This window comes from Roseovarius sp. BRH_c41 (assembly GCF_000961715.1).
Classification (GTDB): Bacteria; Pseudomonadota; Alphaproteobacteria; order Rhodobacterales; family Rhodobacteraceae; genus Roseovarius.
This window is the reverse complement of record NZ_LADY01000007.1, coordinates 1-23572: the sequence shown is the minus strand read 5'-3', so window position 1 is coordinate 23572 and position 23572 is coordinate 1. Positions and strand designations below refer to the sequence as shown.

At 61.7% G+C, this 23572-nt stretch carries 39 protein-coding genes and 1 pseudogene; 19 read left to right on the top strand and 21 right to left on the bottom strand.

Annotation, left to right across the window (positions count from 1 at the left end):
* Position 1: 1 nt before the first annotated feature.
* From VR71_RS02130 to VR71_RS02065, 15 genes are all read right to left on the bottom strand, one after another.
* A complete protein-coding gene (locus VR71_RS02130) occupies positions 2–1687 on the bottom strand; it encodes a terminase large subunit (protein ID WP_045680781.1) in 1686 nt (561 codons plus the stop codon).
* A gap of 4 nt (positions 1688–1691) precedes the next feature.
* Positions 1692–2189, bottom strand: coding sequence for a hypothetical protein (locus VR71_RS02125; protein WP_045681031.1), 498 nt, complete (start codon positions 2187–2189; stop codon positions 1692–1694).
* A 58-nt stretch (positions 2190–2247) separates the two neighbouring features.
* A complete protein-coding gene (locus VR71_RS02120) occupies positions 2248–2610 on the bottom strand; it encodes an HNH endonuclease (RefSeq protein ID WP_045680778.1) in 363 nt (120 codons plus the stop codon).
* Positions 2611–2918: 308 nt separating this feature from the next.
* Positions 2919–3701, bottom strand: coding sequence for a hypothetical protein (locus VR71_RS02115; protein ID WP_296429708.1), 783 nt, complete (start codon positions 3699–3701; stop codon positions 2919–2921).
* A complete protein-coding gene (locus tag VR71_RS02110) occupies positions 3698–4282 on the bottom strand; it encodes a hypothetical protein (protein WP_045680776.1) in 585 nt (194 codons plus the stop codon). Before VR71_RS02110 ends, VR71_RS02115 begins: the two co-directional genes overlap by 4 nt.
* Positions 4283–4297: 15 nt before the next feature.
* The gene (locus tag VR71_RS24505) at positions 4298–4933 is read right to left on the bottom strand and encodes a helix-turn-helix domain-containing protein (protein ID WP_296429706.1); all 636 of its coding nucleotides are present in this window, start codon (positions 4931–4933) and stop codon (positions 4298–4300) included.
* Positions 4930–5310 (bottom strand): hypothetical protein, encoded by a 381-nt coding sequence (locus VR71_RS02105; RefSeq protein ID WP_296429704.1) that lies wholly within the window; start codon positions 5308–5310, stop codon positions 4930–4932. The genes VR71_RS24505 and VR71_RS02105 overlap by 4 nt, the downstream gene beginning before the upstream one ends.
* Positions 5311–5360: 50 nt before the next feature.
* Positions 5361–5843 carry a hypothetical protein gene (locus VR71_RS02100; RefSeq protein WP_296429702.1) on the bottom strand — a complete coding sequence of 161 codons (483 nt, stop codon included), beginning with the start codon at positions 5841–5843 and terminating at the stop codon, positions 5361–5363.
* On the bottom strand, positions 5840–6070 hold the full coding sequence (locus VR71_RS02095) for a hypothetical protein (RefSeq protein ID WP_296429701.1): 231 nt from the start codon (positions 6068–6070) through the stop codon (positions 5840–5842). The genes VR71_RS02100 and VR71_RS02095 overlap by 4 nt, the downstream gene beginning before the upstream one ends.
* Positions 6071–6684: 614 nt before the next feature.
* On the bottom strand, positions 6685–7263 hold the full coding sequence (locus VR71_RS02090) for a hypothetical protein (protein ID WP_045680767.1): 579 nt from the start codon (positions 7261–7263) through the stop codon (positions 6685–6687).
* A complete protein-coding gene (locus VR71_RS02085) occupies positions 7260–7793 on the bottom strand; it encodes a hypothetical protein (protein WP_045680764.1) in 534 nt (177 codons plus the stop codon). Before VR71_RS02085 ends, VR71_RS02090 begins: the two co-directional genes overlap by 4 nt.
* Positions 7793–8047: a hypothetical protein gene (locus VR71_RS02080; protein ID WP_045680763.1), complete on the bottom strand. Its 255-nt coding sequence runs from the start codon at positions 8045–8047 to the stop codon at positions 7793–7795. The genes VR71_RS02085 and VR71_RS02080 overlap by 1 nt, the downstream gene beginning before the upstream one ends.
* Positions 8047–8238, bottom strand: coding sequence for a hypothetical protein (locus tag VR71_RS02075; RefSeq protein WP_045680761.1), 192 nt, complete (start codon positions 8236–8238; stop codon positions 8047–8049). The genes VR71_RS02080 and VR71_RS02075 overlap by 1 nt, the downstream gene beginning before the upstream one ends.
* Positions 8235–8573 carry a hypothetical protein gene (locus tag VR71_RS02070; protein WP_045680759.1) on the bottom strand — a complete coding sequence of 113 codons (339 nt, stop codon included), beginning with the start codon at positions 8571–8573 and terminating at the stop codon, positions 8235–8237. The genes VR71_RS02075 and VR71_RS02070 overlap by 4 nt, the downstream gene beginning before the upstream one ends.
* Positions 8573–8839, bottom strand: a complete 267-nt coding sequence (locus tag VR71_RS02065; protein ID WP_045680757.1) for a helix-turn-helix domain-containing protein — start codon at positions 8837–8839, stop codon at positions 8573–8575. The genes VR71_RS02070 and VR71_RS02065 overlap by 1 nt, the downstream gene beginning before the upstream one ends.
* 219 nt (positions 8840–9058) lie before the next feature.
* Between VR71_RS02065 and VR71_RS02060 the strand changes: the two genes are divergently transcribed.
* Positions 9059–9355, top strand: coding sequence for a hypothetical protein (locus VR71_RS02060; protein ID WP_045680756.1), 297 nt, complete (start codon positions 9059–9061; stop codon positions 9353–9355).
* A gap of 159 nt (positions 9356–9514) precedes the next feature.
* Here the strand turns inward: VR71_RS02060 and VR71_RS02055 are convergent, their stop codons facing one another.
* Positions 9515–9766: a hypothetical protein gene (locus tag VR71_RS02055; protein WP_045680753.1), complete on the bottom strand. Its 252-nt coding sequence runs from the start codon at positions 9764–9766 to the stop codon at positions 9515–9517.
* On the bottom strand, positions 9763–9969 hold the full coding sequence (locus VR71_RS25515) for a transcriptional regulator (RefSeq protein ID WP_367118640.1): 207 nt from the start codon (positions 9967–9969) through the stop codon (positions 9763–9765). Before VR71_RS25515 ends, VR71_RS02055 begins: the two co-directional genes overlap by 4 nt.
* 1 nt (position 9970) lies before the next feature.
* Here VR71_RS25515 and VR71_RS02045 point away from each other — a divergent pair, with 1 nt between their 5' ends.
* A complete protein-coding gene (locus VR71_RS02045; RefSeq protein WP_296429699.1) occupies positions 9971–10366 on the top strand; it encodes a helix-turn-helix transcriptional regulator in 396 nt (131 codons plus the stop codon).
* A gap of 198 nt (positions 10367–10564) precedes the next feature.
* On the opposite strand, the gene VR71_RS02040 is transcribed toward VR71_RS02045, so the two are convergent.
* The gene (locus VR71_RS02040; RefSeq protein ID WP_296429697.1) at positions 10565–11002 is read right to left on the bottom strand and encodes a hypothetical protein; all 438 of its coding nucleotides are present in this window, start codon (positions 11000–11002) and stop codon (positions 10565–10567) included.
* 204 nt (positions 11003–11206) lie between these two features.
* Between VR71_RS02040 and VR71_RS02035 the strand changes: the two genes are divergently transcribed.
* From VR71_RS02035 to VR71_RS01985, 13 genes are all read left to right on the top strand, one after another.
* Complete coding sequence (locus VR71_RS02035) at positions 11207–11488, top strand: hypothetical protein (RefSeq protein ID WP_296429696.1); 282 nt, start codon at positions 11207–11209, stop codon at positions 11486–11488.
* 21 nt (positions 11489–11509) lie between these two features.
* On the top strand, positions 11510–11791 hold the full coding sequence (locus tag VR71_RS02030; protein ID WP_045680745.1) for a hypothetical protein: 282 nt from the start codon (positions 11510–11512) through the stop codon (positions 11789–11791).
* The gene (locus tag VR71_RS02025) at positions 11788–12048 is read left to right on the top strand and encodes a hypothetical protein (RefSeq protein ID WP_045680743.1); all 261 of its coding nucleotides are present in this window, start codon (positions 11788–11790) and stop codon (positions 12046–12048) included. The genes VR71_RS02030 and VR71_RS02025 overlap by 4 nt, the downstream gene beginning before the upstream one ends.
* A gap of 1 nt (position 12049) precedes the next feature.
* Positions 12050–12271 carry a hypothetical protein gene (locus tag VR71_RS02020; protein ID WP_045680741.1) on the top strand — a complete coding sequence of 74 codons (222 nt, stop codon included), beginning with the start codon at positions 12050–12052 and terminating at the stop codon, positions 12269–12271.
* A complete protein-coding gene (locus VR71_RS24500; protein ID WP_296429693.1) occupies positions 12268–12402 on the top strand; it encodes a hypothetical protein in 135 nt (44 codons plus the stop codon). Before VR71_RS02020 ends, VR71_RS24500 begins: the two co-directional genes overlap by 4 nt.
* A gap of 1 nt (position 12403) precedes the next feature.
* A complete protein-coding gene (locus VR71_RS02015) occupies positions 12404–13351 on the top strand; it encodes a phage Gp37/Gp68 family protein (RefSeq protein WP_045680739.1) in 948 nt (315 codons plus the stop codon).
* A 155-nt stretch (positions 13352–13506) separates the two neighbouring features.
* Complete coding sequence (locus VR71_RS02010; RefSeq protein ID WP_296429692.1) at positions 13507–13863, top strand: hypothetical protein; 357 nt, start codon at positions 13507–13509, stop codon at positions 13861–13863.
* Positions 13860–15518 carry a DEAD/DEAH box helicase gene (locus VR71_RS02005; RefSeq protein ID WP_045680735.1) on the top strand — a complete coding sequence of 553 codons (1659 nt, stop codon included), beginning with the start codon at positions 13860–13862 and terminating at the stop codon, positions 15516–15518. Before VR71_RS02010 ends, VR71_RS02005 begins: the two co-directional genes overlap by 4 nt.
* The gene (locus VR71_RS02000) at positions 15515–15730 is read left to right on the top strand and encodes a hypothetical protein (protein WP_045680733.1); all 216 of its coding nucleotides are present in this window, start codon (positions 15515–15517) and stop codon (positions 15728–15730) included. The genes VR71_RS02005 and VR71_RS02000 overlap by 4 nt, the downstream gene beginning before the upstream one ends.
* A gap of 119 nt (positions 15731–15849) precedes the next feature.
* A complete protein-coding gene (locus tag VR71_RS01995; protein WP_045681024.1) occupies positions 15850–16125 on the top strand; it encodes a DUF2312 domain-containing protein in 276 nt (91 codons plus the stop codon).
* Complete coding sequence (locus VR71_RS01990) at positions 16125–16415, top strand: hypothetical protein (RefSeq protein ID WP_045680731.1); 291 nt, start codon at positions 16125–16127, stop codon at positions 16413–16415. Before VR71_RS01995 ends, VR71_RS01990 begins: the two co-directional genes overlap by 1 nt.
* Positions 16416–16602: 187 nt before the next feature.
* On the top strand, positions 16603–16761 hold the full coding sequence (locus VR71_RS24495) for a hypothetical protein (protein WP_296429690.1): 159 nt from the start codon (positions 16603–16605) through the stop codon (positions 16759–16761).
* On the top strand, positions 16755–17747 hold the full coding sequence (locus VR71_RS01985; protein ID WP_045680729.1) for a tyrosine-type recombinase/integrase: 993 nt from the start codon (positions 16755–16757) through the stop codon (positions 17745–17747). The genes VR71_RS24495 and VR71_RS01985 overlap by 7 nt, the downstream gene beginning before the upstream one ends.
* 62 nt (positions 17748–17809) lie before the next feature.
* Here the strand turns inward: VR71_RS01985 and VR71_RS01980 are convergent.
* Together VR71_RS01980 and VR71_RS01975 are read right to left on the bottom strand one after the other, a co-directional pair.
* Positions 17810–18346: pseudogene (locus VR71_RS01980) on the bottom strand (response regulator transcription factor); the annotation flags it as partial.
* 101 nt (positions 18347–18447) lie between these two features.
* Complete coding sequence (locus tag VR71_RS01975; protein WP_045680728.1) at positions 18448–18720, bottom strand: DUF1153 domain-containing protein; 273 nt, start codon at positions 18718–18720, stop codon at positions 18448–18450.
* Positions 18721–18842: 122 nt separating this feature from the next.
* Here VR71_RS01975 and mnmA point away from each other — a divergent pair, with 122 nt between their 5' ends.
* Complete coding sequence (gene mnmA, locus VR71_RS01970) at positions 18843–19994, top strand: tRNA 2-thiouridine(34) synthase MnmA (protein WP_045680726.1); 1152 nt, start codon at positions 18843–18845, stop codon at positions 19992–19994.
* 28 nt (positions 19995–20022) lie between these two features.
* Here mnmA and ychF read toward each other — a convergent pair whose 3' ends face one another.
* Positions 20023–21120: a redox-regulated ATPase YchF gene (gene ychF, locus VR71_RS01965; protein ID WP_045681020.1), complete on the bottom strand. Its 1098-nt coding sequence runs from the start codon at positions 21118–21120 to the stop codon at positions 20023–20025.
* A 126-nt stretch (positions 21121–21246) separates the two neighbouring features.
* Here ychF and trpA point away from each other — a divergent pair, with 126 nt between their 5' ends.
* The 3 genes from trpA to VR71_RS01950 all read left to right on the top strand — a co-directional run.
* Positions 21247–22038: a tryptophan synthase subunit alpha gene (gene trpA / locus VR71_RS01960; RefSeq protein ID WP_045680724.1), complete on the top strand. Its 792-nt coding sequence runs from the start codon at positions 21247–21249 to the stop codon at positions 22036–22038.
* Between the two features lie 275 nt (positions 22039–22313).
* A complete protein-coding gene (locus VR71_RS01955; protein ID WP_045681019.1) occupies positions 22314–22664 on the top strand; it encodes a hypothetical protein in 351 nt (116 codons plus the stop codon).
* Positions 22665–22674: 10 nt separating this feature from the next.
* Positions 22675–23572 (top strand): terminase family protein (locus VR71_RS01950; RefSeq protein WP_045680722.1); only part of this gene is annotated, 898 nt, incomplete at its 3' end.

The following is a 23572-nucleotide window of genomic DNA, read 5'->3' as shown; positions in this document are numbered from 1 at the left end:
TCTACATCCCCGTGTATTCAAACGCCGCCGAACCGGCTGCCACCGGATTGCGCGACATGAGCTGATAGGAGTTCAGCCCCGCGATCAGCGGGTCGATCTTCGCGCGCCCTGCCGTGAACTTCGTGATCATCACTGCCGAACCTCGCGTTTCCGTTTTGGCATTGCCGAGACACCAGTCCATCATGGGCTGGCCGCCGTGCCGATATGTTCCGTTCTTGAGCTTGCGCTCGATCCCCCAGATCGCAGGCGACAAGGCAGGGCCTTGCCGGATCGCAACGATCTGATCGTCAGTGATCCCGTTGAGCACCAGCTCATCGAGCATTGCCGAAATTCCGTAGGGGTCGACGCCAATAGCATCCCGCTCTGGCAACAAGCCCGCATCCGCCACCGCTTTGATCAGCGCGGCCACCTCTTCGATGTCCTGCGTCGGCTGATCCGGGTCGAGGATCGTCAGATCCCCGGCTTCGGCAAAATCCATCAGCCGCGGGGCGATCTCCTTGCGCACCTCCAGAACCTCGGGATGCGCCCAGGCATGGAACCACGCCAGCCAATCCTTGGTCTCACGATCCCGGCCCAAGAGGCCAAGACCGAACAGGTCATCGAGGCCACCACCGTCGATGCCGGCAACAATCACCTCGCTACGCCGCATCAGATCCTCGAAGGTCAGAATCCCCGAAGCCCCGGCCCAATGCCGCGCCGCCTGCCAGTCGCCTCCGAGCCCCACGCCGATCTCGACGTTGAAGTGCTGCGATGCCAAGAGAGCAAGCGATTGCGCGCCATCCTCTTTTGCCTGGACAAGTTGATCGGTCAGAAAGTCAGGATCGACCGACCGGCCAAGGTTCGGATTGACCATTCCCCACGTCTTGGGGTCTTGCCATTGCTTCACCATCGCGGGCGGCAGCTCATACAGCACCGGCAGGTTCGGCAGTTTCAAGCGACCGTCCCGCACCGCGCGGGCGCGCTCCAGTTCCTTCTTGAACACACCCGATGGCGCGCTCTTAGATTGCGTCGTGATCTGCATCAAAAAGCCATCCGGCCTCGATGCCAAAGCGCCGCGCAACTCGACAAAGACCGCCTCGGCCCGGCTCTTGCGCGCGAACTCGTGGGTCTCGTCAATCAGCGTGTAGGTCGCTTTGCCCCCTGTGATCACGTCACTGTCAGCAGCCTTGATGGCGATCTCCGCCTTGCTCAGCCGGTGCGTGATCGTGCGCAGGTGCTCACGAATGTGAAAGAGCTTGTCGAGCGTTTCATCAGCCCGGATGATACCCCACGCTTGCTTGAACGCGATCTTTGCAATTGTCATCGTCGGCGCGATCAACAGCAGCTCCGCCTCTGGCCGCTCATTCACCAGACAGGCCACCACGATGATCGCGGCCGCGATGGATGACTTGCCGTTCTTCTTTGGGATCAACAGGAAGAATTCCCGCAGCGCCCGCCGTTTGGTCACCGGGTCGAGCGATCCGAAGATCGCCCGCACCAGATCGAACACCCACTTCTCACAAACCTCACCATAGGTCGGCATGCCGATCAGGTCAGGAACCCGTAACCGCTTGAAGATCGCCAGTGCCCGATCCGCCGAAGCATCGAACAATGGCAACTCAGGAATCAGACTTTGGCCGGTCTGAATCCGGATATCCCAATCGGGCAGCGAGGTGTCCCAGAGCTGCCGACGAACTGGTGCGTTCATGATCTCAGTTTAGCCGACTCGGCCCGAGAAGATCGTCCCACCCGTCAGACGTTGCCGCCTCTTCCGCCGCACGCTGCGCGGCTTCCTTCTTGCCCATGCCGATCCCGGCGTCTTGGGCTTCTTTCTGCTGGGCCTCCAGCACCACCTTTTGCCGCGTTAGACCATCGCGGTCCAGCATCTCGCGCAGCTGCTTCATCGCGGTCATGTTGCCATCCTCAATGGCCGCCCGGATCAGGCGAGCATTCGCGGCCAACTCCAGCCGATCACGCATCTTGTCACGCTCCAGAAGCGCGGCTCTAAAATATCGCTTGAGAGATGCAAGGGAGATCCCAACCGCATCTGCAATACGCTGGCTTCCCCAGCCACGCGCCAACGCGGCCTCCACCATATCCCGGTCTTGCGGGGCGATCTGCAAAGGTGGCCTGCCACGCGCGCCCAGACGCTCTCTGACGGGGTTCCCGAAAAGGTCGGTGGCCCGATCATCCCGAAATTTGCCCGCCATCATAAAAAATCTCCGCGTGTTGGAGCCGCCGGTGTCCAGCCGGGGCGGGTCGTAGAGATTAGACCCCCCCTCCCCTCTGCCCCTGCTCGGCGCGCTGTTTGTGTGTGTCATGGCAGGCCTTGCACAGGCACTGCAGGTTGTCGTCATCCCAGAACAGATCGGGATCGCCTCGGTGTGGCGTCCTGTGATCCGCGACCAACATCGAACTGTCGGCCTCAATCACACCGCACATCTGGCAGGTGAACAGATCACGCACGAGGCAGCGCCACCGTGCACCGTTGGGTCGGGCCTTCCATCGTGCGATGTTATACCACTTGCGCCACTCGACCGAGCGGCGGGCATCCTCGAAGCTGATGTCGAGCTTGCGCGGCCCCGATGACAACTCACCGATGCGTGGCTGGAGCGACCTTAGCCGCCCCATTTGGACACAGTGTCCAAGTGAACAACGATCCTAAGAGGTCCAAGACCGAGCATGATCTCATATCGGGATACATTGAGACCAATGAACCAATGTCCAATATCAAACTTGAGCCCTACACGGCGACCAACAATGACCCAGCCAGACCAAGTATCAACATACCATCTTGATTTGATCATTGCTCGCTTCTGCCCTTTGCACCGATGGGCATAGCCCGGACATGACTACGCCCGGTGGCGGGGTCTCCGCTCCGGGCGCAATTCGTGATGATAATAGATTCTTTACCGTCAGCGAGCCTAAGCTGTCAAACCCTATTTTGTGGGTCGCACCAGATCGAACCCCCGCATGCGGTCCAGTGCCCCACATAGAGCGCTGCGCAGGCCGTCCCGACACCGGGTGTTGATACCCCATCCATGCGCCCTCAACACTGCATCGAGGCTCATGCCGTGGACGCAGACCTGATCGACCAGCACACGCACCAAGATCGAGCGGCGCTTGTCACCATTGGGCCGCTCGCGCCGCACCTTGCGGGCAAGCCCCGTATCCATCCGCCGCCGCAGCATCCGCAGCCGCTCGATGTCGCGGAACACCGCAGCCTGCACACCCTCGCCACCATTGCCACCACCACCGCCCGATGTCTCAAGCGAGACACAGCCAAGGCCAGAACTGGCCACCCGCTCGACCAGTGCAGCATATTCCCGGCCTATCTCGACCTGCCCGACCGAGAACGGCGGCACGAACGCTGCATCGCCGCCACCCAGCTTCTCATGCGCCTCGAATGCCTTGCGGGTAATATTGTCGAACGCATCCGCCACCCGCGCCGCCTGACGCCCGACATAGCCATCACTGACCGAGCGATAGTTGCCCGCCTCGGTCTGGACCACCTTGCGCGGCGTGAAGGCGAGCATCGGCCCGCGTGCGGGGGCAACCGGCATCTCAGGCCCGCAGGCATCGGGCGGCGTGGCCCGCGCCAAGAGATCGGCCACCCGCGCCCGTTCTGCCGCAGCTATGGCCTTGCCACAGTGCGCCACCCCATCCGCAGCCACATAGACCACCTGCCCCGCTTTGATGAAATCCTGCATGTTGTGCCTCATTTGCCGCTCTCCTGCTCTGCCAATCCCGCGATCTCCTGACACTTGCGCAGCGCCGCCACGCGCCGATCCCGCCACATCGCCTCGGTCGGGCCGAGATCCTCACCCCGCGCCAACTTGCCCTCGATGGTCCGCAACTGGCGCGCGTTCGGCTCGGCATCGGATTTGATCTGCGTCACGGTCCAGGCGTTGGGCCAGCGCCGGTTGCGCCGCAGTTCGGCCAGCAGCTCCGGTGCCCATCCGCCTGCCAAGGCGTCCGCCCCGAGCGCGTTGGCGAACACGGCCCGGATCAGCGGACTCGCATCATCGCCGGGTGGCTGGATCTGCGCCGCCCATCCGAGAATGGCATTTGCAATCGGCAGGCGATCCTTGTCCTTGCCGCCCGGATTGGACGCCACGACCTCTTCGAGCGCCGCAAGGCTTTCGCCGGTCATGTAGGCCAACCTCTTGCAGAGATCGTCAATCATCGCCTCGAACTGATCCTTGGTCAGGCTCGACGGCTTGGCCAGACCCCGACAGAGCAGAGGCTCAACCAGAACCTCCCTCACCCGCTTTTCGCCGCTTGCCTGTTCGGTGCTGTCCATGCCTCTGGCCCTTTCTCAGCAAATGCCCAAAGTTTTCAGATCGTGATCCGTCAGCAGCTTGTGTGCGACCAGACAGGTCTTGATCCGCTCTGCGATGCCCTCTGCCCGAACCGGCTTACCTGCCTTGACGTGCCGTGCGATCTGCTGTGCTTCACCGACCTCATCGCTGGTGAAAAACATCGCCTCGCGTTCGCACGCCCGGTTATTTACGGGTTCTTTACAGGTTACTCTCCAGTGGGCTGGAGACGGACCCCCCCCTGAAATTGGAGACGGCTCACCCCTTTTTTTGGAGTCGGCTCCGTCTCCAGTTTTTGGAGACGGCTTTCCCCGTTTTCCGTCTCCAGATTTTGGAGTCGGCTCTTGTGTATCAACCGTCTCAAACCCCAAGATGTAGCGTGTCGGATTCTGCCGCTTGGTCACGCCGTTGCGGGTCTGGTGACGCTTAATCAGGCCCTTCACTTCCATGGCTTTGAGGGCGTTGTTCAGCGTGCCATTTGACACCCCGGCACGCTCGATCAGATAGGCCTGCGTCGGGAAACAGCCCGCCGATGGATTGTGGCAATCACAGAGGTGAAACAGCACGCGGAACTCGGACGCGCCAAGACGGTCGGCAGGTATCTCAGACAGCCAAGTCGTGGCCTTGTGGCTCATTTCCAGACCCTCGCATGCCTTGCGCGCTCGGCGGCGACCACACGCGCCAAGGCGGCGGCATGGCGCGCGCACCGCAGCGTCTCGAACCGCGTGCGCAGATCGGCTCCAAGGCCCGCGCCAGTCGCAATCCGGTGCGAGATGTATTTCTTATCCGCGCCCACGGCCTGCGCCGCCGCCGTGATCGAGGGGAAGGACAGCCCGCAGATCACCACAGGACGACACCGCGCCCCGGCGTTGCCGCTGCCGATGCCGACCGCATCCAGCCGCCCCAAATCCCGCGCCGCATAGACCGCAGCCCGCGTGACACCAAACGCCCGTGCCGCAGCCGCAGCACTGGCATAGGTCACGCCCCGTATTGTAATTGCCCCATCGGCCATCTCTGCCCCCATTCCGCGTCTGGCGCGCGTTGCTCTAACCTCAGTGCGGCTCAGGCCATCTCGCCACAGCCGCGCCCAACCTCGCCGATGTTCTCGCCGACAAACTCTTGCCAATGCACCCAGCCCTTGGGGCAGTGAAATCCCCACTCGCGGATGCGCGGCCCGGTGATGAACAGCGTCTCAGCAGGCTCGCCGCGCACCAACTCCAGCCGATGCACCATGTCCGGCCCGCGATAGACGCAATCGCCCTTGAGCAGGATGCGCGGCCCTTCGGGCGTGATCTCGCGGATCGCGCCGGTCATCATGACTGAGAAACTTGGCCACGGATGATCATGCAGCGCCCGGTCATCGTCATCGTGCAGGATGCGGTGATAATAGACGTTGAACGCCTCATTGCGCGGGATCAGCCACCACCGCAGCATGTAGGGATCATCAGGCGGGCCGATCTTGAAATCAGGCTCGCGATCCGGGCGCAGCGTGTGGCCCGAGAATACGCCCGCAAAGGGATCGACTTGGCGCGATGTCTCACTCACAGCCCGGCCCCCTTCGGCTTGCCGCGCGTGTTGACCACAGCGCGCCGCCCCGAATGCGCGGCCTTTTGCGGCGTCACATGGCGACCTCCCCCGGTCCAGAGCTTGTTCGCCGGGATCACCGCGGCCGAGATCGGCGCAAACAGTTGATCCATGCTCATCCGGTCGTAATCCTTGGGGCTGACTGCCCTCAGCCGATCATCGGCCTCGCCGTTCTTTACCGTTGCCATCATCATTACTCCTATCTGGACTCGATGTGGTGCCCGCATGTTGGGCAAACACTCAGGGACTCTTCTTTCCAGGCCGACCCAACGCCGGCCTTCTTCGGATCGGAAGGAATGACCACGGACGTGGCGCAATCGCAGCGGCGCACCTTGTCGGGCGACTCCAATCCACAACCTGCACACCTCCACATGACCATCGCCTCACCCCCCATGCCCAAAAGACACCCCGGCGCGGGCTGGAGGCACGCGACCGGGGCCAGTCTGAGGACAGTAGTCGCGCGATACCCGGCGCGGACGGGGGATATTGAGCGCGCGGCCTGTCGGACTCGCACATATCGTATGTGCTAGGGAGGCCCGCAGTGCCCTATGATCACTCGGGCCATTTGCCGACATTGCTCTGCGATCCGCGCTCGGGAGGTGTGTGGCTGGCGTACTAGGGCGTCGAGCTCCCGTTCCTACCAAGCTGCGCAGCAACGCAGGCCACACACCACCAGAAAGCGGCCAGAAAAGCCCCCCCGACCCGAAGGCCGAGGGGTAGTCCAACAGGGACGTATACGACGCAGGTTCACCGCTGCGCCCCGGCTCTGCCCCGGCAAGGGAGGAGGATATGCCGGAGAAGCTCATAGCGTCACCTCATCGAGGGCCGCGTATTTCAGATCAGCGCGCACCGCGACGCGCAGCGCCTCGACCATCAGGGGCACGATCCGCAGGCGGTGCCAGCGTTGCTCGACCGTCACGCGGGGCAAGCGCATTTCGGCCCCGATCCGCGTGAAATGCTGGCCCCGATCCTTACGCGCCAGAATGTCGGCATCGAGCGCAGGCGACCATTTGGGATGCGCCACCGCCTCCAATATCCGCGCCGCCTGATCCGGGCGCATGTCTTGACGCTCAGCCTCAGCAACGGCGGGCGCAGGTTGCTCGGGCATCAGCTCATCACACCCTGCCCGCCGCCACGCCACACACATCGAGCGATAGGCAACCCCCATCAGGATTGCCGCCTGTTGCCGCGTGAGGCCCTTGCGCGCCAGCGCCCGCAGCTCGTTGAGGTCGATGATGCTGCGCTTGTTGCCAAACTCGATGCCATTGGCCTTGGCGTAATACTGGACCCGCCCTGCGGTCGCCCGCAGCGCTCGCGCCGTTTCTGCTTGGCTATAGCCCTCATCGGCCATTTCCCGAATGCGCGCGATGAAATCGCTCATGCGCCCACCTTCCCGTGAAACTCGCAAGCACCCGCCTCAGCCGTGAAGAGATACCACGCGCAATTGTCCTTCCCGGTCATGGTCGATCCCTCGATCCACTTGACCCGGCCCACGCTCACGATCTTGCGGCAATAGGGCATGAAACGCGCCGCCTGCACGGTGTGCGCCCAGTCCGCATCGAACAGCAGCCATGTCGGAAGCTGGACGCGGAACGCATCAATCATTGGGTGCAGAACCTTGCGGCCCCAAGGCGGATTGGTGATGCACATATCCGCAGACGGAACTTCGGCCCGAAACCACAGATCAAGGGCATCCCGCCGACGCACAAACTCAGCGCGCGGCTCAATATCCGAGGCGAAAAGACAGGACATGCCGTGCTTTTCCAGATGTTTGACCAACCGGCCATCCCCGGCGCATGGCTCGACAAACATGGTGCCAAAGGGCAAATGCGGCAGCAACGGCAGCACAGCCGCCTCTGGCGTCCAGTAGAAATCCCGCTCGATCCGCTCAAAGGCGCTGCGCTTGCCCATCAACGCACCGCCTCTACCCACCACCGGGCAGGCATGCCACCATCGCGGTTCTCGGGGCGGACGCAGGCGCAAGGCTCAGGCTCCAGACGCAGCCGGCACAAAAGCCCCTGCACCCGCCCATTGCTCCAACTGTCCCGCGTGATCGCAGACATGCGCCGCCGCAACTCAGCGCCCCGCAGGCCCTCACGATCCGCCATATCGAGCAATTCCAGCGCCACAATATCCTCTGACCGGCTGTAGTTTTTCGTTGGCATCACCGCGCCCCCTTCAACAACTCAGCCCGTCGCAGCGCGAACGCCTCTGTCTCAGCCGGGCACAACACCTGCCCCCGCGCCGACAGCGCCGCGCGCATGCCGTCCAGTTCCTCGACCGAGGTCTCAGCCGCGATCTTGTCGAGCAGCGTCACCGCCTGCCCCGCCCGTGCCTTGGCCAAGAGCGCACTCATTGCAGCACCCAAAGCGTGACCGGCAGCGCCAGAACGATCAGCCCGAACAGCGCGTAAAACGGCCACTCGGGCGGCGCGACATGGCTCAAATCCTCGGGCGCAACGACAGCCGGGGCATCCAACCGTTGCAACCGCGCGATCTCATCCGCCAAGGCCCGCGCATCCGCGACCGTCAGAGTGAACCGCGTCTGCACAACACCCGCCCCACAGCAGAGCGCCATGGTCGCGTCATCGCGCAGCCCGGCGCCGATCTGGCGCAGCACGTCCGAGGCATCCGTCGCATCACACGACCGTCGCCGCCGCATCACCTCGCGTCCAAGTGTCGGGGATACCATCACGCCGCCCTCCGCAGATCCGGGGCCAGATGCCGCGCGAACCCTTCCGGATCGACCACGGCAATCACCGCCACCTTGTCGCCGGTCGGGCGCGTGACACCCTCCAGCCAGTTCATGGCCGTGCGCTCGGTCACGCCATAGGCCACGGCGATCTGTGCCGGGCTTAATCCAGTTGCGCGAAAATACGCTCGCGCCCGATCCGGGAACGCCCGCGCAAAGCCCGTCAGATCGACCGGCTGCGGCCTGAAAAACATTTCGTAAGACATCACAACGCCCTTTCCTGCATCCTGATCACATGGAGCGTGAACAGGATTTGAAGCAGCAAGGGAAAGGACGGGACGGGGGGTCATGCCAGACCTCCCGCTTCCCGCATCACCACAACATCTGGACAGTGCACGAAATCCGACACAAGATCAGCGGCATGCCGGGGCTGCAACCCCGACATGCCCAACCACAGGTGCCATACATCGGAAAGGACACCACCCATGGAAACCAAAGCCGACGCCATAGTCGGAAAAGACGGCCTGCTGTATCGCCGCGACGGCACACTGATCAGCAGCCTCGTGCACACATTCCGCACCGCCGAAGTGAGTTTCGCTGCAGTCGACCTCATCCTGCTGCGCCTCTGCTCATCAGGCGACGAAGGAGCGCCAGCGGGAACCGAAGTGCCGCCCCAAAACATCCACCAACTACGCATGACAGCCGAGACAGCACGCCGCCTCGCCGCCGAGTTGCAGCACTGCGCCGACCGCATAGAGGGCACCCATCAGGCCCTGCAATAGATAGGAGACCGCCTGTCGCAAAATCTGGAACTGAGGTGCGGATGCTCTTGATCGAACGGGGTGACCCCGCCGTCAGTTCGGCGATGTTCGCCTCAGATAGCCGCTGCCCCTCATCAGGCTCAGAGGTGCGCACGTTCGCGACTGTGAATGCAGGTGACATCAGCGCCGCCCTCCATGGGTCGAACCAGCCATATGCACCACCCGCACCGCGTCATTGGCGCTGGCCTCACGCACGGCCTGCACGATGCTGCCATTCTCGACGCGCGCGACCACTTCGACACGGGGCGTCATCTGGCCCTCAAACTTCCGGATCATCCCCGCAGCGGCCCGCCGCGCGACGATCAGCGCGAGCAGCGCCCCGGACAACGCACCCCCGGCAAAGGACAGGGCGAGAAATGAGAGATAGGTCATGCGGCACCTCGGTCTTGTTGGGAGAGAAGGGATGCAACCGCGACTTCGCCGCCAGTCTCATTCTCAATCCTGATCGCAAGCGAGAGGCTCGGAGACTTCGTGCCTTTTACAATCTCGTTCAGGTAGGACGGGGAAACGTTCAGCTTCGCCGCAAACTGCCTCTGAGTGCATTTGACCGATTTCAGATATGTGTCGAGGTTCATCATGCCCAATAGTTCGCAAAAAGCGAACCAAAGCACAAGCAAAAAAGTTCGCTATATGCGATTAGCCAGTGATGCGCATTCGTGGCAACTTGCGAACATGAAGCTGCGCATAAAAGAAATCCGGAAAAAACAAGGCATGACCGCCGAAACCCTAGCCGCTAAGGCCGGGTGCAGCAAAAGCTACATGTCCGAGATTGAGACAGGGAAGAAGTTTCCGAGCGGTCGACTAATGAGCAAGATTGCCAACGAACTCGGCGTATCACTCTTTGAGATTATTGATAGCGATGACATTTCCCAAGAAATACTGATGCACATCGAGATTATGCAGTCACTCAGCGAGGAAGACCGTCGCTCCGTTTCTCGTCACGCGGCGTCTTTGCTTGAGAAAGCGACTTAGCCATCTCATAAACGGATTTCCGCTCTTGCGCGCTTAGTCGCAATAGCACGGAAATGAGCTCTGCCGTTTCTTCATCTGACATAATAACCACCTAGAATGTTCCGCGTTCGTTCACGGTAAGACGCACAGGTGAACACCGTCAAGCGGTAGTGAACAAAGAAATGCCCGCACCTTAAGTGCGAGCAAAATGGCATTTTTTTAGGATTTTGCGAGATCGTTCAACATTTGCTGAATCTTGACACTGTCTTCATGACCATTAAACGCAGTTCTGCGCTCAAAAGCGGAACCAGGATTGGTAATCACGGCCAGATCGGCAACCACACGAGTGCCTCCCGAAACCTCGGCTGTGGAGAAAGTGACGCGGGTGTTCGGCGACGAATCGTAACTGCTCCCGAGAAGGGCCGCCGCAAATGCGTTCTGAACAGGTCGATCAAAAGCAATTGTATAGCCGGTGTCGTTCGAGATCGAATACCCCCGGTTCAACATGCTGTTCACCAGTTTCCCTTTAACCCAACCGGAATTGCGGCCACTCACTACAACTTCCGGTTTTCCGCTAGCGGTTGCGTGGGTCACAGGCTCAGTGCATCCAGTCAAGCCCACGGCAGCAAGCCCGCATAAAAACATTCGTCTCTTCATATGAAACCTCATTCAGTCAAAATTACCCCGTCACGGTATTGGCATTAAAATCGAACGGCAAGGCCGTAATGCTCAAACGAAAATCGCTGCGATTCGGCTATCAGCGATTATTACACAAAACCATAGTTCGCTTATTGCGAATTTATATCTTGCAATGTGGTTCGCTTTTTGCGAACTTCGCCCCATCAACCGATGGAGCATCCCGTGACCGACACCCCCACAGACCAAGCCGCGCAGAACTTCATCCAGGCCATGCGCCGTGTCGCGATTGCCCGCCTCTGCGAAGATCGTGATGATCGGGGCGTGCTGGGCCAGATGACCGACCACGGCAACCTGACCTGCACCGCCACGCGGGCGCCGGACTCTGCCGATGGCGTCCCGCTCTACACCACCCAATTTGCCATCAACGGCAAGGACATCAGCCTCACCGAGGCCGAGCAAATTGCCATGGGCGAACCGCTCGACACCCCCAGCCATATTCGCTGAACCCCGGAAAGGAGACCCACAATGTCCCGACCCACTGAAACCCAAGTCGCCGAGGCGATAGCGCTCCTGTCCGATCCGGCGCGCTTTGGCACTGCCCCCGGCGCACGCGGCCTTGCATGGGCCACCCTGAAACAGGCGCGGGGCCAGAGCTACAACTACACCCGCCTGCCCATGGTGCGCCACTTCAACGGCTGTGCCATGACGCTGACCGCCCGCCTCGGCACCACCGAGCCTGACCGCCTGCGCCGCATCCACGACCGCGCCGCACAGCACGGCTACGACAATGGGGGCGATGCAGCATGACCCCCTCACCGCCAGACCCCCGCATTGTCGCCGCAGCACAGGCCGACGATGTGCGCGAATTCTCCGGCATGGCCCGCAAGCACAGCCGCGCACACTACAGCCACGACGACGCGCCATCCCCCGGCCTCACCGCGTGGGTGATCGTATTCGCCGCCATCGTGATCGGGGCCATCATCCTCGGGGTGATGACCCTGCCCGCCACGCCTGCGCCTTACGTGGGGCCGGGGTTTGAAGCCGCGTGCCGGGGAGGGTGCTGAGATGAACAAGATTCAAGCCGATGTGATCAGCGGCGGAACCATCCCGCGCGGCCAAGACCTGACCGACGAGGATCTGCGCTTGATCGTGGATGATTTCTACATTGTCAGGAATTGGGCGGCGCTGCAAATGCGCAAAGGCCCGGACGATATCAAGGAGCAGTGCTTCCGCGCCCTGCAAGTCCGCCTTGGTCGCCGCGCCTATGTGAAGGGCGGTGACTCATGAACCACCACAGCACATGGGCACACCCGCCCCGCAAGCCCAAGCCCCTGCGCCGCATCCCGGTCCTGTTTTTCGCCGCGCTAGGCACGACTGCGGCAACCATGCTTGCCGTGCTGATCATAGGGGGCAACTGACATGGCTGAACTGACCAAGATCGAGTGGGCTGACCACACGTTCAATCCCGTGACCGGCTGTCAGAAGGTCGGGCCGGGCTGCGACAACTGCTATGCCGAAGGCTGGGCCAAGCGCAGCGGCTTGGTAAAGTGGGGGCCGAAGGAGGCGCGGCGCGTCACCAGCGATGCCTACTGGCGTCAGCCGATCAAGTGGAACAACCTGTCAGCACCGGGAAATCCAAAGCGCGTGTTCTGCGGCAGCTTGTGCGACGTGTTCGACAATGACTGGCCAGAGGGCGTCCGTGAACGCCTCGGGGATCTGATCCGGGCGACACCCAACCTTATCTGGATGCTGCTGACCAAGCGCATTGGCAACGCAGCACGCTTTCTGGCGGTGATGTTCCCCGAGGGCATCCCGTCGAACGTCTGGGTCGGCGCGACTATCGTCAATCAAGCCGAGGCCGACCGGGACATTCCGAAGCTGCTGGCCACACCCGCAGCGGTGCGATTCCTGAGCATGGAGCCGTTGCTGGGGCTGGTGGATTTGACGCGATGGATTGGCACCGCGCCATGCCTGCCGGGCGCATCCACATACGTCGATCAGGATGGCTATGAGAGGCAGGACATCGGCGGCCAAATCCTCGACGGCCTCGACTGGATCATCGTTGGCGGCGAGAGCGGTCCCAAGGCGCGACCAATGCACCCTGATTGGGCGCGATCCCTGCGCGACCAGTGCCAAGCGGCGGGCGTGGCATTCCACTTTAAGCAATGGGGGGAGTGGGGCGTCGAGAATCCTATGGCGGGCGGCGATCTCGGTGGCGACATGCGCAAGGATAAGGTGCGGTTTGTTCAGCGTGATCGAGAGCCAGACGGACACCTTCGGGAAGGCGATGCGATCATCCGCCGCATTGGCAAAGCCCGCGCCGGTCGCCTGCTCGATGGCCGGGAATGGAACGAGGTGCCGGTATGACCCGCCCCAAGCCCCTCACAGGCCTCCCGCTTTTCTTCGCCACGGCCTACACCCTCATCGCCTGCATCGCGTTGGTGCTGATGGGCAGGATTGGAGACTGATATGCGCGCCGCCGCAACCCAATGGACAACCGCAGCCACAGAGAGGGCGAGAGCATGAGCGACCCCCTCGAAACCCTGACCCGCCAACTGCGCGGCCTTCGCTTGCCGGTGACCACAGAACTGGCGCTCCAAGATGCGCTGAACACATGGCTGACCGACTCTGGCCTGCCTTTTCAACGCGAGGTCCGCATGGGTCCGAAAGATCGCATCGACTTCATGGTGAGCGAAACAATCGGCATTGAGGTCAAGACGCGCTACCCGCGTCGAAAGATCTACCGGCAGCTCGAAAGATACTGCGAAGGCGACCGGTTGAGCGGCTTGATTTTGGTCACTGGCACATATCTCGGGCTGCCTACCGAAATCCACGGCGTGCCTGTGTTCCTTGTCTCTCTCGGAAGGTCCGCATTGTGACGATTACCTATGGCAATCTCACCCTTGAAGGGGACCCGAGACAATGGCGCATCACCGACTTGCAGCCGCACGTCGCCATTGCCTTCAAACGCCTCTTTACCAAGGTTCCCAAGACCGCGCAGGAGATCACCCTGGGTGACACCGACGAAACTCGCGCCGATCTGCACTGGTTCATGCAGCGCTATCCGCTGCGCCACACCCATGAATTCGACCTAATCACCGGCGTGAATCGACTCCGCGAAAAGGCCTCGGAGCGTGAGCGCATCCTGATGCCTGACTGGACGCCGCCCATCAACGCAGGGTTTATCGAAGGGCGCGAGCCTTACGGATACCAGCGGCAAGCAGCCGCGCTGACCATCCAGAACCCGAACCTGTTGCTTGGTGATGATCTGGGGTTGGGCAAGACGATCTCGGCGCTTTGCACGCTAACCACCGGTGCCCCCCTGCCCGCCGCCATCGTGGTGCAACCCCACCTTGCCGATCAATGGCGCGACCGGGCTGAGGAATTCACGCACCTGCGCACCCACATAATAAAGGGCACACAGCCCTATGATCTGCCAGTCGCCGATGCCTATATCTTCAAATACTCGAACATCGCCGGGTGGACAGATGTCATCAACACCGGCCTCTTTCGTAGCGTGATCTATGACGAGGTTCAGGAACTGCGCACAGGCAGAGGCACTGCAAAAGGGCACGCCGCCGCCTACTTGTCATCGCGCGCTGATGTCACAATGGGCCTGACCGCAACGCCAATCTACAACTACGGCGACGAAATATTCAACGTCATGCAGTTCATCGAGCCGGGCCTCTTGGGCAGTTGGGATGAATTCATGCGCGAATGGTGCGACTGGGGAAAGACGGTCAAACAGCCGGACGCGCTTGGAACATACCTGCGCGACAAGGGCTATTTCCTGCGCCGCACAGAACACGATGCGACGGTTTCGGCGCAAATGCCGCCCCTCAACACCGTCGATTGGGAGGTGGGCTGGAACGAGGGCGCCGCCCAGGACGCCGAAGACCTGTTCAAGATGCTGGCAATGACCGTTCTGGAAGGCTCTTTTGTCAAGGCCGGTCAGGCAGCGCGTGAACTGGACATGAAGATGCGATTACTGACCGGCGTTGCCAAGGCCGATTCTGTCGCCGCCTATGTGGACCTGCTGCTGCGCGATAGTCCACGAGTGCTTTTGGCGGGCTGGCATCGGGATGTCTATGACATATGGAACCGCGCCCTGCAGCACCACAATCCGGTGATGTACACGGGCACCGAAAGTTCCGCGGGAAAGCGCCGCAACGTCGCGCGGTTCACCACGGGAGATTCCCGCGTGATGATGATTTCGCTCCGGTCAGGCGCGGGCCTTGACGGGCTGCAAGAGTATTGCAGCGACGTGGTGTTCGGAGAACTGGACTGGTCACCGCAGGTTCACAAACAGGTCATCGGGAGACTTCGCCGCCCCGGCCAAAGCCGACAGGTCACGGCGCACTATCTGCACACCGCAGGCGGCAGTGACCCCGTGATTTTGGATATGCTGGGCATCAAGGCAGACCAAAGCCGGGGCATCACCGATCCGATGCAGGGCTTTGATGCGAAGCAGGCGGATGACAGCAGGATCAGGAGACTCGCCATGGCCGTTCTTGGTCAGGAGATACTCGTATGACCCACCACCCCCACACCGCCGCTCCCCACGGCGGGGCCAGCACCGCGCCATCACTCACGGATTCCAGAGCGGTGCTGGCCGATATCACCCACCACGACGCCCGCACGATCAGAGTGGCAAGCCTTGCCCTCCTGCTGCGCGGCACAGACCCCACCGAACGGCAGGACGCCCGCGCGGCCCTGCGCATGATTGAGAGAGGAACGATCCGATGAGCGACACCACCCGCATGACGCTCAGCTACACCGGCGCGGATGGCAGCACCGTCACCACGCCACCCTTCACCGGCGACGATCTCAAGCGCGCCGCAGACTCCCTATCGAAAGGCCCACGCATGAAACACGACCCCGAATTCGCCGCCGCCAAGGATCAAGCCTACCGCGTCACCGCTGACGAGCTGCGCCAGTTCATCGAGCGTTGGGAACGCCTTGACGCCGAAAAGAAGGACATCGCCGATCAGCAAAAGGAGGTCATGGCCGAGGCCAAGGGGCGCGGCTACGACACCAAGATCATCCGCAAGGTGATCGCCCTGCGTAAGCGCGACAAGGATGACATCGCCGAAGAAGAGGCGGTGCTGGAGATGTATAAAGAAGCGTTGGGGATGGTGTGATGACCGCCGCCAGCCACTACGCCGCCCTGCGCATGGCCGTTCTGGCCGAGGTGCCCGCGCTGCATGCCGAAGAATTGCGCTTTGGCCGCGCGATTGCCCGCGACCTCGCCTTGCCCCTCGACGTGACCAAAGCCATCCTGCGCGATCTGCGCAACGATGGCCTGATCCTCCTGTCGCCCGTCTGCGATTGGGACGGCATGCCCAACGGGTCAGGCTGGATCAGGACCAGAACGGGGGAAGAGCACCACCTGCGCTCCCTCGCGGATGCAGGGGAGGCGGTCAATGTTTGAACATCACGCATCGCACGTAATCATGGAGCTAAACCACCGATGTCTTCATGCAGCCAGAAGTGGGGACCGAGATGAGGCGTCTAGGGTGGCTGACTTAGCGTTTCAGATTGAGCAGGAATTTCCCGAAGCAAGAGATGAGCTGAACCGCTTGTATCCGAAAGAGCCCACCGCCCCCGGAGACTGACCCATGCCCGCCGCCAGCACAGATCAGCGCGCTCTTGAATTGGTCCGCCAGCTTCGCCAAGCTGGTGAGATCATCACGAGAATCGTGGTCGATGGCAGGAAAATCGAGATCGAACTCGCCGACATGAACAAACCGCAAAAGATTGACGAGGTGAAATGGTAAAGCGCGACCTGCCAAAGCACGTCTATCTCAAGGGCCGGAATCGCTACCCCTACTTCATTCGCGGCAACGTCTGCATGCGCATTCAATCCGAACCCGGTAGCAACGCGTTCTGGGCAGAGTATAACCGCCTGCTGAATGGCAACATCAGCCGCGAGCCACAGCGCACAGTAAAGAAGCTGATCGCCCATTATATGCAATCGCACAAATGGGCGCGATTGGCCCCCAACACGCAAAAAAGCTACCGGCAGTCATTTCGCTATCTTGAGGATCGCATCGGGCTCGTAGATCCCGCCAGCATCCGCCGCCGCCACGTCATAGAAATGCGGGACGCCTTGTCCGCCACCCCAACCACGGCCAACCGGCGCGTAGGAGCAATGTCGATCCTTTTGGAACACGGCATTGATATTGATTGGCTTGAGCGCAACCCCGCAAAGGGCGTTGAGAGCCTTGCCCCCACCAAGACCCGCCACCCATGGCCAGCCGATATGGTCGAGGCATTTCGTGCCACCACAGATGGGCAGGTTCTTTTGCTGTTCGAGCTGCTGATTGGCACGGGCCAGCGCATCAGTGACGTTCTGGCAATGCAATGGGGTCACATTGATGGCGCCGGGATCGCAGTGCGGCAGGGAAAGACAAAGGCAGAGGTGTGGATACCGTTCACCGCCCGCCTTTCCGCCGCTCTTCGCGCGACGCCCAAGCGCGGCATGCACCTGGTCACACAGAGCGATGGGCGGCCGGTAAGTTACAAATTGGCATGGAAGTGGATCAAGGAGGCGCGCGACAATATCGGCGCTCAGGCTTGGGATATTCACAGCCTACGCCACACGGCAGCATCAGAACTGGCCGCCATCGGGCTGGATGATCAGCACATCATGAGCATCACCGGACACTCATCGTCAGGCATGGTCAGGCTCTATGCTGGCAAGGCCGCGCAGCGCGCACGGGCGGAAAAAGCGCAGGCGGAACGGAACAAAAACGGATCGTGAACTTTGAAACGTCTTTGAAACGGCCCCCTTGCGCATGAATAAAATCAATATGTTACACATCAATGGAGATGGTTGAGGAACATTTCCTTGGTCAGCGTCGTGCCCTTGCGCAGCGACAAAAGCTCGAGCATCTGGTATTCCTTGCCGGTCAGATGCACCGCCTTGCCACCCGCATCCACCGTCTTGGCGTCGAGATTGACATTGACCATGCCGGTGCGGATCACCGATTGGGAATGACCCTTGGAGCGGCGGATGATCGCATGGATGCGCGCCACCAATTCGTCGCGGTGAAACGGCTTGGTCAGGTAATCATCGGCACCAAAGCCGAACCCCCTGATCTTGCTGTCGGTGTCACCGGCCCCGGAGAGGATGAGGATGGGCGTGGCAACCCGTGCCAGCCGCAGTTGGCGCAGCACCTCATGCCCGTTCATATCCGGCAGACCAAGATCCAGCAGGATCAGATCGTAATCGTAAAGTTTGGCCAGGTCGATGCCCTCTTCCCCCAGATCGGTGGTATAGACATTGAGATTGGCATGGGTCAGCATCAGTTCGATGCTTCTAGAGGTTGTCGGATCGTCCTCGACCAAAAGTACGCGCATTGGGGACTCCACAGGTAATTGCTTCGATACCGGACACACTGGTCAAAAATGGTTAACTACCCGTTACCAGTGTTATGGCCTCCGCCAAACTCAACTTAAGGTTACCGATAGACCTTGAGCGAGGTCACTTTGAGCGCGCCCTCGCCGTGCCGCACGACGGCGGCGATCCAGCTGTCGAACTCTTCGTCACTGAGCCCATAGGTCTCGAGCGCGTCGTGCCGCGCGATCAGCCCGTAGGCCACCCCTCGCACCACCGCGAGCTTGCGCGAGGCGACCCATCGCCGCGTGTCCGGGGGCGGCAAATCCGCCCGGCTGAGAACGGTGCCATCGGGCAGGTTAACGGCCCTTGGCCCTTCGACTTTCTTGAGATACATCACGCTCACCCTTTGTCTTGATAGGGTGAGAATGCCCATCTCAGGCTTAACGGGGCGTGAAACCGGGTCTTGAGAGTGTTTAGGATTTTCCTATATTCTGAAAGACCCGAGCGGAGGCCACTATGGCACTGGATACGAACAAACCACTGAATTCGCTTGGATTTCCCAAGTCCCCAGCCGAGACCCGCGTGGTCGTGGCGATGTCAGGCGGCGTCGACAGCTCGGTTGTGGCCGCGCATCTGGCCTCTGAGGGTTATGACGTTGTGGGCGTCACGCTGCAACTTTATGACCATGGCGCGGCGCTGGCCAAGAAGGGCGCCTGCTGTGCCGGGGTGGATATTCACGACGCGCGCCGCGTGGCCGAAGAGATGGGTTTTCCGCATTACGTGCTGGATTACGAGAACATCTTTCGTGATGCGGTGATTGACGAGTTTGCCGACAGCTATCTGGCGGGGGCGACGCCCGTGCCGTGCATCCGCTGCAATGAGCGGGTCAAGTTCAAGGATCTCTTGGAAACCGCCCGCGATCTGGAGGCCGATTGCATGGCAACCGGGCACTATATTCAGCGCAAACTAGGCTCGCAGGGGCCGGAATTGCATTGTGCAAGCGATTCGGCGCGCGATCAGTCGTACTTTCTGTTCTCGACCACGCCCGAGCAACTTGACTATCTGCGGTTTCCGCTGGGGCATCTACCGTCCAAGGCGGCGACGCGGGAACTGGCCGCGCAATACGGGCTTCAGGTGGCGGACAAGCCTGACAGTCAGGACATCTGTTTCGTGCCCAACGGCAACTATGCCAGCGTGATCGAAAAACTGCGCCCCGGTGCCGCGGAACCGGGCGAGATCGTGCATGCCGATGGCCGGGTTTTGGGCCAGCATGAGGGGGTCATTCACTACACCATCGGTCAGCGCCGGGGCTTGGGCATCGGCGGGCTGGAAGAGCCGCTCTATGTCGTGCGCCTTGACGTGGACACGCGCCGGGTGATTGTCGGGCCCAAAGAGATGCTGTCGACCCGCACCGTGCCGCTGCGCGAAATCAACTGGCTGGGCGATGTGCCGATGACATCACAGGCGGAATGGCAGGTCTCGGTCAAGGTGCGCTCAACCCGCCCGCCGCGCGAGGCTGTGTTGCGGCCCATTTCAGCGACCGAGGCGACGGTCGAATTGCTCTCCCCCGAAGAAGGTGTGTCGCCCGGTCAGGCCTGCGTGTTCTATGAGACGGACGGCAGCCGCGTGCTGGGCGGCGGCTGGATCTGGCGGGGCGCATCTGCATGAGCCGCAGGCAGGGCGCGCCCTGCCCCGCTCAGGTGTTGAAGAGGAAGTGTAGAACGTCGCCGTCCTTGACGACGTAGCTTTTGCCCTCAGAGCGCATTTTGCCCGCATCCTTGGCCTTTTGCTCGCCGCCCAAGCCCACGAAATCGTCATAGGCAATCGTCTCGGCGCGGATAAAACCGCGCTCAAAATCGCCGTGGATCACGCCTGCGGCCTTGGGGGCGGGCGTGCCTGCGGGGATGGTCCAGGCGCGGGCCTCTTTGGGGCCGACGGTGAAATAGGTTTCCAGATGCAGAAGCTCATAACCGGCGCGGATCAGACGGTCGAGGCCAGCCTCGTCGAGCCCCATTTCAGTGAGGAACATTTCGGCTTCCTCCGGCTCCAGCTTGGAGATTTCCTCCTCGATCTGGGCGGAGATCACGACCGAGGCCGCGCCCTGTTCGGCGGCCATTTTCGCCACAGCGTCGGAATGGGCGTTACCGGTGGCGGCATTCGCCTCATCGACATTGCAGACGTAGAGGATTGGCTTGGCGGTCAGCAGTTGCAACATTTTCCAGGCTTTGGTGTCCTCGGCATCGACCTGCACGGTACGGGCGGGGCGGCCCTGTTCCAGCGCAGCCTGTGCCTGAGCGAGCAGGCGCTCGGCCTGAACGGCGTCCTTGTCGCCGCCCTTGATCTTGCGTTGCAGCCCGGCGCGACGTTTCTCGACCGACTCGAGATCGGCCAGCATCAGTTCGGTTTCAATCGTATCGGCATCGGCCACCGGATCGACGCGGCCCTCGACATGGGTCACGTCGCCATCCTCGAAGCAGCGCAGCACATGGGCGATGGCATCCGTCTCGCGGATATTCGCGAGAAACTGATTGCCCAACCCCTCGCCCTTGGACGCGCCTTTGACAAGGCCTGCGATATCGACAAAGGTCATCCGGGTTGGGATGATCTGTTTTGAGCCGGCAATCTCGGCCAATTTGTCCAGCCGCGCATCGGGCACGGCTACCTCGCCGACATTCGGCTCGATGGTGCAAAAGGGGAAATTCGCGGCCTGCGCGGCAGCGGTGCGGGTGAGCGCGTTAAAGAGCGTGGATTTGCCCACATTGGGCAGGCCCACGATTCCCATTTTAAAGCCCATCTCAGACCCTCCATGCGGTGAATTGCGCGCATCTACGGGTTTGCGCGGGCCAAGGTCAAGCCGGGCATTGATTTCCCGCGCGCTTTGCGCCAAACCCGCACGGACCCATTCGAAGGACAGACCCCCATGACACGCATCGACGCCAAATTCGCAGAGTTGAAAGCCGCCGGGAAGAAGGCGTTTGTTTCCTACATCATGGCGGGCGATCCGGATTACGATCAGTCGCTCAAAGTGATGAAGGGCTTGCCGGAGGCGGGCGTCGATGTGATCGAGTTGGGCGTGCCCTTTACCGATCCGATGGCGGATGGGCCGACAATCCAATTGGCGGGGCAGCGAGCGCTGGCGGCAGGCATGACGCTGGAGAAAACGCTGGCGATGGCGACCGAGTTTCGCAAGGGCGATGACACCACGCCCATCGTGCTGATGGGCTATTACAACCCGATCTACAATCGCGGCGTGGAGAAGTTTCTGGTCGACGCCAAGGCCGCCGGGATTGACGGGCTAATCGTGGTCGATCTGCCGCCCGAAGAGGATGACGAGTTGTGCATTCCGGCGAGCAAGGCGGGCATGAACTTTATCCGCCTCGCCACCCCCACCACCGATGACAAACGACTGCCCAAGGTTTTGGAGAACACATCCGGCTTTGTCTATTACGTCTCGATCACCGGCATCACCGGGGCTGCGGCGGCAGAGGCGGCGGATGTGGCCCCCGAGGTGGCACGGATCAAGGCGCAGACCGATCTGCCGGTGATCGTGGGCTTTGGCATCCGCACGCCCGAGACGGCGCAGACGATTGCCAGCGTCGCCGATGGCTGCGTTGTGGGTTCGGCGATTGTGGGCGAGATCGCCAAGGGGCGGTCTGTGGCGGATGTTCTGAGCTTTGTGCAGGGGCTGGCCGAGGGCGCACACCGCGCCTGAACGCAGAGGTCAAAGAGCGCCTCCGGCGGGAGTATGTGGACCAAGAAAAACCCGGCCGCGTGGTGGCACATAGTTAAGAAAAGGTAAATATACCGGAGGCTTAGCCGACAAGCGCGAGGCGCGCGTGCTTGACTCGGCGCACGCTTTCATCTATCGGTTGTGACATGCTGGACGAATTGGGCAAGCGGCCCCGGGGGAAACCCCGGCGGCCGTTTTTTCGTGTCGGCGGGATGGAGGGTTTTCCGAAACACACCAATCATGAGGCAAGAGCACGCATGGTTTTGATCACCCCCGATGTGGGGCCCACGGGCCTGACGACCTCGATCGATGCGCTGGAGCGCCAATTGGCGGATATGCGCGAAGACCTCGCAGATATCTATCTGCGGATCAGGGCCGGAGACCTGGATGAGTTGAAGAATGCGACCAAGGCCACTGCCGAGATCCGGCAATGGCTGAAGATCGCCATAGAAGCGGAGGCACAACTTGAAAAACGCAGACGAGAAGACCGTGGCATTGTCCACGGATACGCGCTCGATTTCGACGATGCCCGGCATCAGATCGGGTGCCGACTGGATCGCCTCAAGAGGGCTGGCTGTGAGGGACGACTTCCTCGATGCGCTGAGTGACGGGGAGCGGATGGCCCTGCCCTATCTGTTCGAATTCTGGGCATTGGAGCATCAACTGCCCCCCGAGGGCGACTGGCGCACCTGGGTGATCATGGGTGGGCGTGGCGCGGGCAAGACCCGCGCTGGAGCCGAATGGGTGCGCGCGCAGGTCGAGGGATCGCGCCCGTTGGACGAGGGGCGGTGCAAGCGGATCGCGCTGGTGGGCGAGACGATTGATCAGGTGCGCGAGGTGATGGTGTTTGGCGAGAGCGGCATCATGGCCTGTTCGCCGCCCGACCGCCGCCCGGATTGGCAGGCGACGCGCAAGCGGCTGATTTGGCCAAACGGCGCGGTTGCGCAGGCCTATTCGGCGCATGACCCCGAGGCGCTGCGCGGGCCGCAGTTCGATGGCGCCTGGGTGGATGAGTTGGCCAAGTGGAAGCGGGCGCGGGAAACCTGGGACATGCTGCAATTCGGCCTGCGTTTGGGGGAGGCGCCGCGTGTCTGCGTGACCACGACACCGCGGAATGTGGGCGTCTTGAAGGATATCGTGGCGGTGCCCTCGACGGTGGTCACCAGCGCGCCGACCGAGGCCAACCGCGCCTATCTGGCCGAGAGTTTCCTCGATGAGGTGCGGGCGCGCTATGCGGGAACGCGGCTGGGGCGACAGGAGCTGGACGGGATCCTGATCGACGACGCCGAGGATGCGCTCTGGACGCCTGCCGTGCTGGAGGCGGCACGCGTCGACACCCTGCCCGAGTTTGACCGGGTGGTGGTGGCGGTCGATCCGCCGGTGACGGGCCATGCCGGGTCGGATGAGTGCGGCATCATCGTGGCGGGGGCGATCACGCGCGGGCCGGTGCAGGATTGGCGGGTCTGGGTGCTGGCCGATGCCAGCGTCAGCGCCGCGAGCCCCGCGCGTTGGGCCC

Bases quoted from the DNA above. Each gene is read 5' to 3' on its own strand.
- VR71_RS02110 (WP_045680776.1), bottom strand. From the start codon at position 4,282: ATGGACAGCACCGAACAGGCAAGCGGCGAAAAGCGGGTGAGGGAGGTT.
- VR71_RS02075 (WP_045680761.1), bottom strand. From the start codon at position 8,238: ATGAGTGCGCTCTTGGCCAAGGCACGGGCGGGGCAGGCGGTGACGCTG.
- VR71_RS02065 (WP_045680757.1), bottom strand. From the start codon at position 8,839: ATGTCTTACGAAATGTTTTTCAGGCCGCAGCCGGTCGATCTGACGGGC.
- VR71_RS24495 (WP_296429690.1), top strand. From the start codon at position 16,603: ATGCCCGCCGCCAGCACAGATCAGCGCGCTCTTGAATTGGTCCGCCAG.
- VR71_RS02070 (WP_045680759.1), bottom strand. From the start codon at position 8,573: ATGGTATCCCCGACACTTGGACGCGAGGTGATGCGGCGGCGACGGTCG.
- ychF (WP_045681020.1), bottom strand. From the start codon at position 21,120: ATGGGCTTTAAAATGGGAATCGTGGGCCTGCCCAATGTGGGCAAATCC.
- VR71_RS02090 (WP_045680767.1), bottom strand. From the start codon at position 7,263: ATGAGCGATTTCATCGCGCGCATTCGGGAAATGGCCGATGAGGGCTAT.
- VR71_RS02015 (WP_045680739.1), top strand. From the start codon at position 12,404: ATGGCTGAACTGACCAAGATCGAGTGGGCTGACCACACGTTCAATCCC.
- VR71_RS01985 (WP_045680729.1), top strand. From the start codon at position 16,755: ATGGTAAAGCGCGACCTGCCAAAGCACGTCTATCTCAAGGGCCGGAAT.
- VR71_RS02115 (WP_296429708.1), bottom strand. From the start codon at position 3,701: ATGAGGCACAACATGCAGGATTTCATCAAAGCGGGGCAGGTGGTCTAT.
- VR71_RS02020 (WP_045680741.1), top strand. From the start codon at position 12,050: ATGAACAAGATTCAAGCCGATGTGATCAGCGGCGGAACCATCCCGCGC.
- VR71_RS02120 (WP_045680778.1), bottom strand. From the start codon at position 2,610: ATGGGGCGGCTAAGGTCGCTCCAGCCACGCATCGGTGAGTTGTCATCG.
- VR71_RS02095 (WP_296429701.1), bottom strand. From the start codon at position 6,070: ATGGCAACGGTAAAGAACGGCGAGGCCGATGATCGGCTGAGGGCAGTC.
- VR71_RS02130 (WP_045680781.1), bottom strand. From the start codon at position 1,687: ATGAACGCACCAGTTCGTCGGCAGCTCTGGGACACCTCGCTGCCCGAT.
- VR71_RS02000 (WP_045680733.1), top strand. From the start codon at position 15,515: ATGACCCACCACCCCCACACCGCCGCTCCCCACGGCGGGGCCAGCACC.
- VR71_RS01995 (WP_045681024.1), top strand. From the start codon at position 15,850: ATGAAACACGACCCCGAATTCGCCGCCGCCAAGGATCAAGCCTACCGC.
- trpA (WP_045680724.1), top strand. From the start codon at position 21,247: ATGACACGCATCGACGCCAAATTCGCAGAGTTGAAAGCCGCCGGGAAG.
- VR71_RS24505 (WP_296429706.1), bottom strand. From the start codon at position 4,933: ATGAGCCACAAGGCCACGACTTGGCTGTCTGAGATACCTGCCGACCGT.
- VR71_RS02010 (WP_296429692.1), top strand. From the start codon at position 13,507: ATGAGCGACCCCCTCGAAACCCTGACCCGCCAACTGCGCGGCCTTCGC.
- VR71_RS02080 (WP_045680763.1), bottom strand. From the start codon at position 8,047: ATGCCAACGAAAAACTACAGCCGGTCAGAGGATATTGTGGCGCTGGAA.
- VR71_RS01955 (WP_045681019.1), top strand. From the start codon at position 22,314: ATGGTTTTGATCACCCCCGATGTGGGGCCCACGGGCCTGACGACCTCG.
- VR71_RS02040 (WP_296429697.1), bottom strand. From the start codon at position 11,002: ATGAAGAGACGAATGTTTTTATGCGGGCTTGCTGCCGTGGGCTTGACT.
- VR71_RS24500 (WP_296429693.1), top strand. From the start codon at position 12,268: ATGAACCACCACAGCACATGGGCACACCCGCCCCGCAAGCCCAAGCCC.
- mnmA (WP_045680726.1), top strand. From the start codon at position 18,843: ATGGCACTGGATACGAACAAACCACTGAATTCGCTTGGATTTCCCAAG.
- VR71_RS25515 (WP_367118640.1), bottom strand. From the start codon at position 9,969: ATGAACCTCGACACATATCTGAAATCGGTCAAATGCACTCAGAGGCAG.
- VR71_RS02125 (WP_045681031.1), bottom strand. From the start codon at position 2,189: ATGGCGGGCAAATTTCGGGATGATCGGGCCACCGACCTTTTCGGGAAC.
- VR71_RS02055 (WP_045680753.1), bottom strand. From the start codon at position 9,766: ATGACCTATCTCTCATTTCTCGCCCTGTCCTTTGCCGGGGGTGCGTTG.
- VR71_RS02030 (WP_045680745.1), top strand. From the start codon at position 11,510: ATGTCCCGACCCACTGAAACCCAAGTCGCCGAGGCGATAGCGCTCCTG.
- VR71_RS02085 (WP_045680764.1), bottom strand. From the start codon at position 7,793: ATGGGCAAGCGCAGCGCCTTTGAGCGGATCGAGCGGGATTTCTACTGG.
- VR71_RS02045 (WP_296429699.1), top strand. From the start codon at position 9,971: ATGCCCAATAGTTCGCAAAAAGCGAACCAAAGCACAAGCAAAAAAGTT.
- VR71_RS02025 (WP_045680743.1), top strand. From the start codon at position 11,788: ATGACCCCCTCACCGCCAGACCCCCGCATTGTCGCCGCAGCACAGGCC.
- VR71_RS02060 (WP_045680756.1), top strand. From the start codon at position 9,059: ATGGAAACCAAAGCCGACGCCATAGTCGGAAAAGACGGCCTGCTGTAT.
- VR71_RS02105 (WP_296429704.1), bottom strand. From the start codon at position 5,310: ATGGCCGATGGGGCAATTACAATACGGGGCGTGACCTATGCCAGTGCT.
- VR71_RS01975 (WP_045680728.1), bottom strand. From the start codon at position 18,720: ATGTATCTCAAGAAAGTCGAAGGGCCAAGGGCCGTTAACCTGCCCGAT.
- VR71_RS01990 (WP_045680731.1), top strand. From the start codon at position 16,125: ATGACCGCCGCCAGCCACTACGCCGCCCTGCGCATGGCCGTTCTGGCC.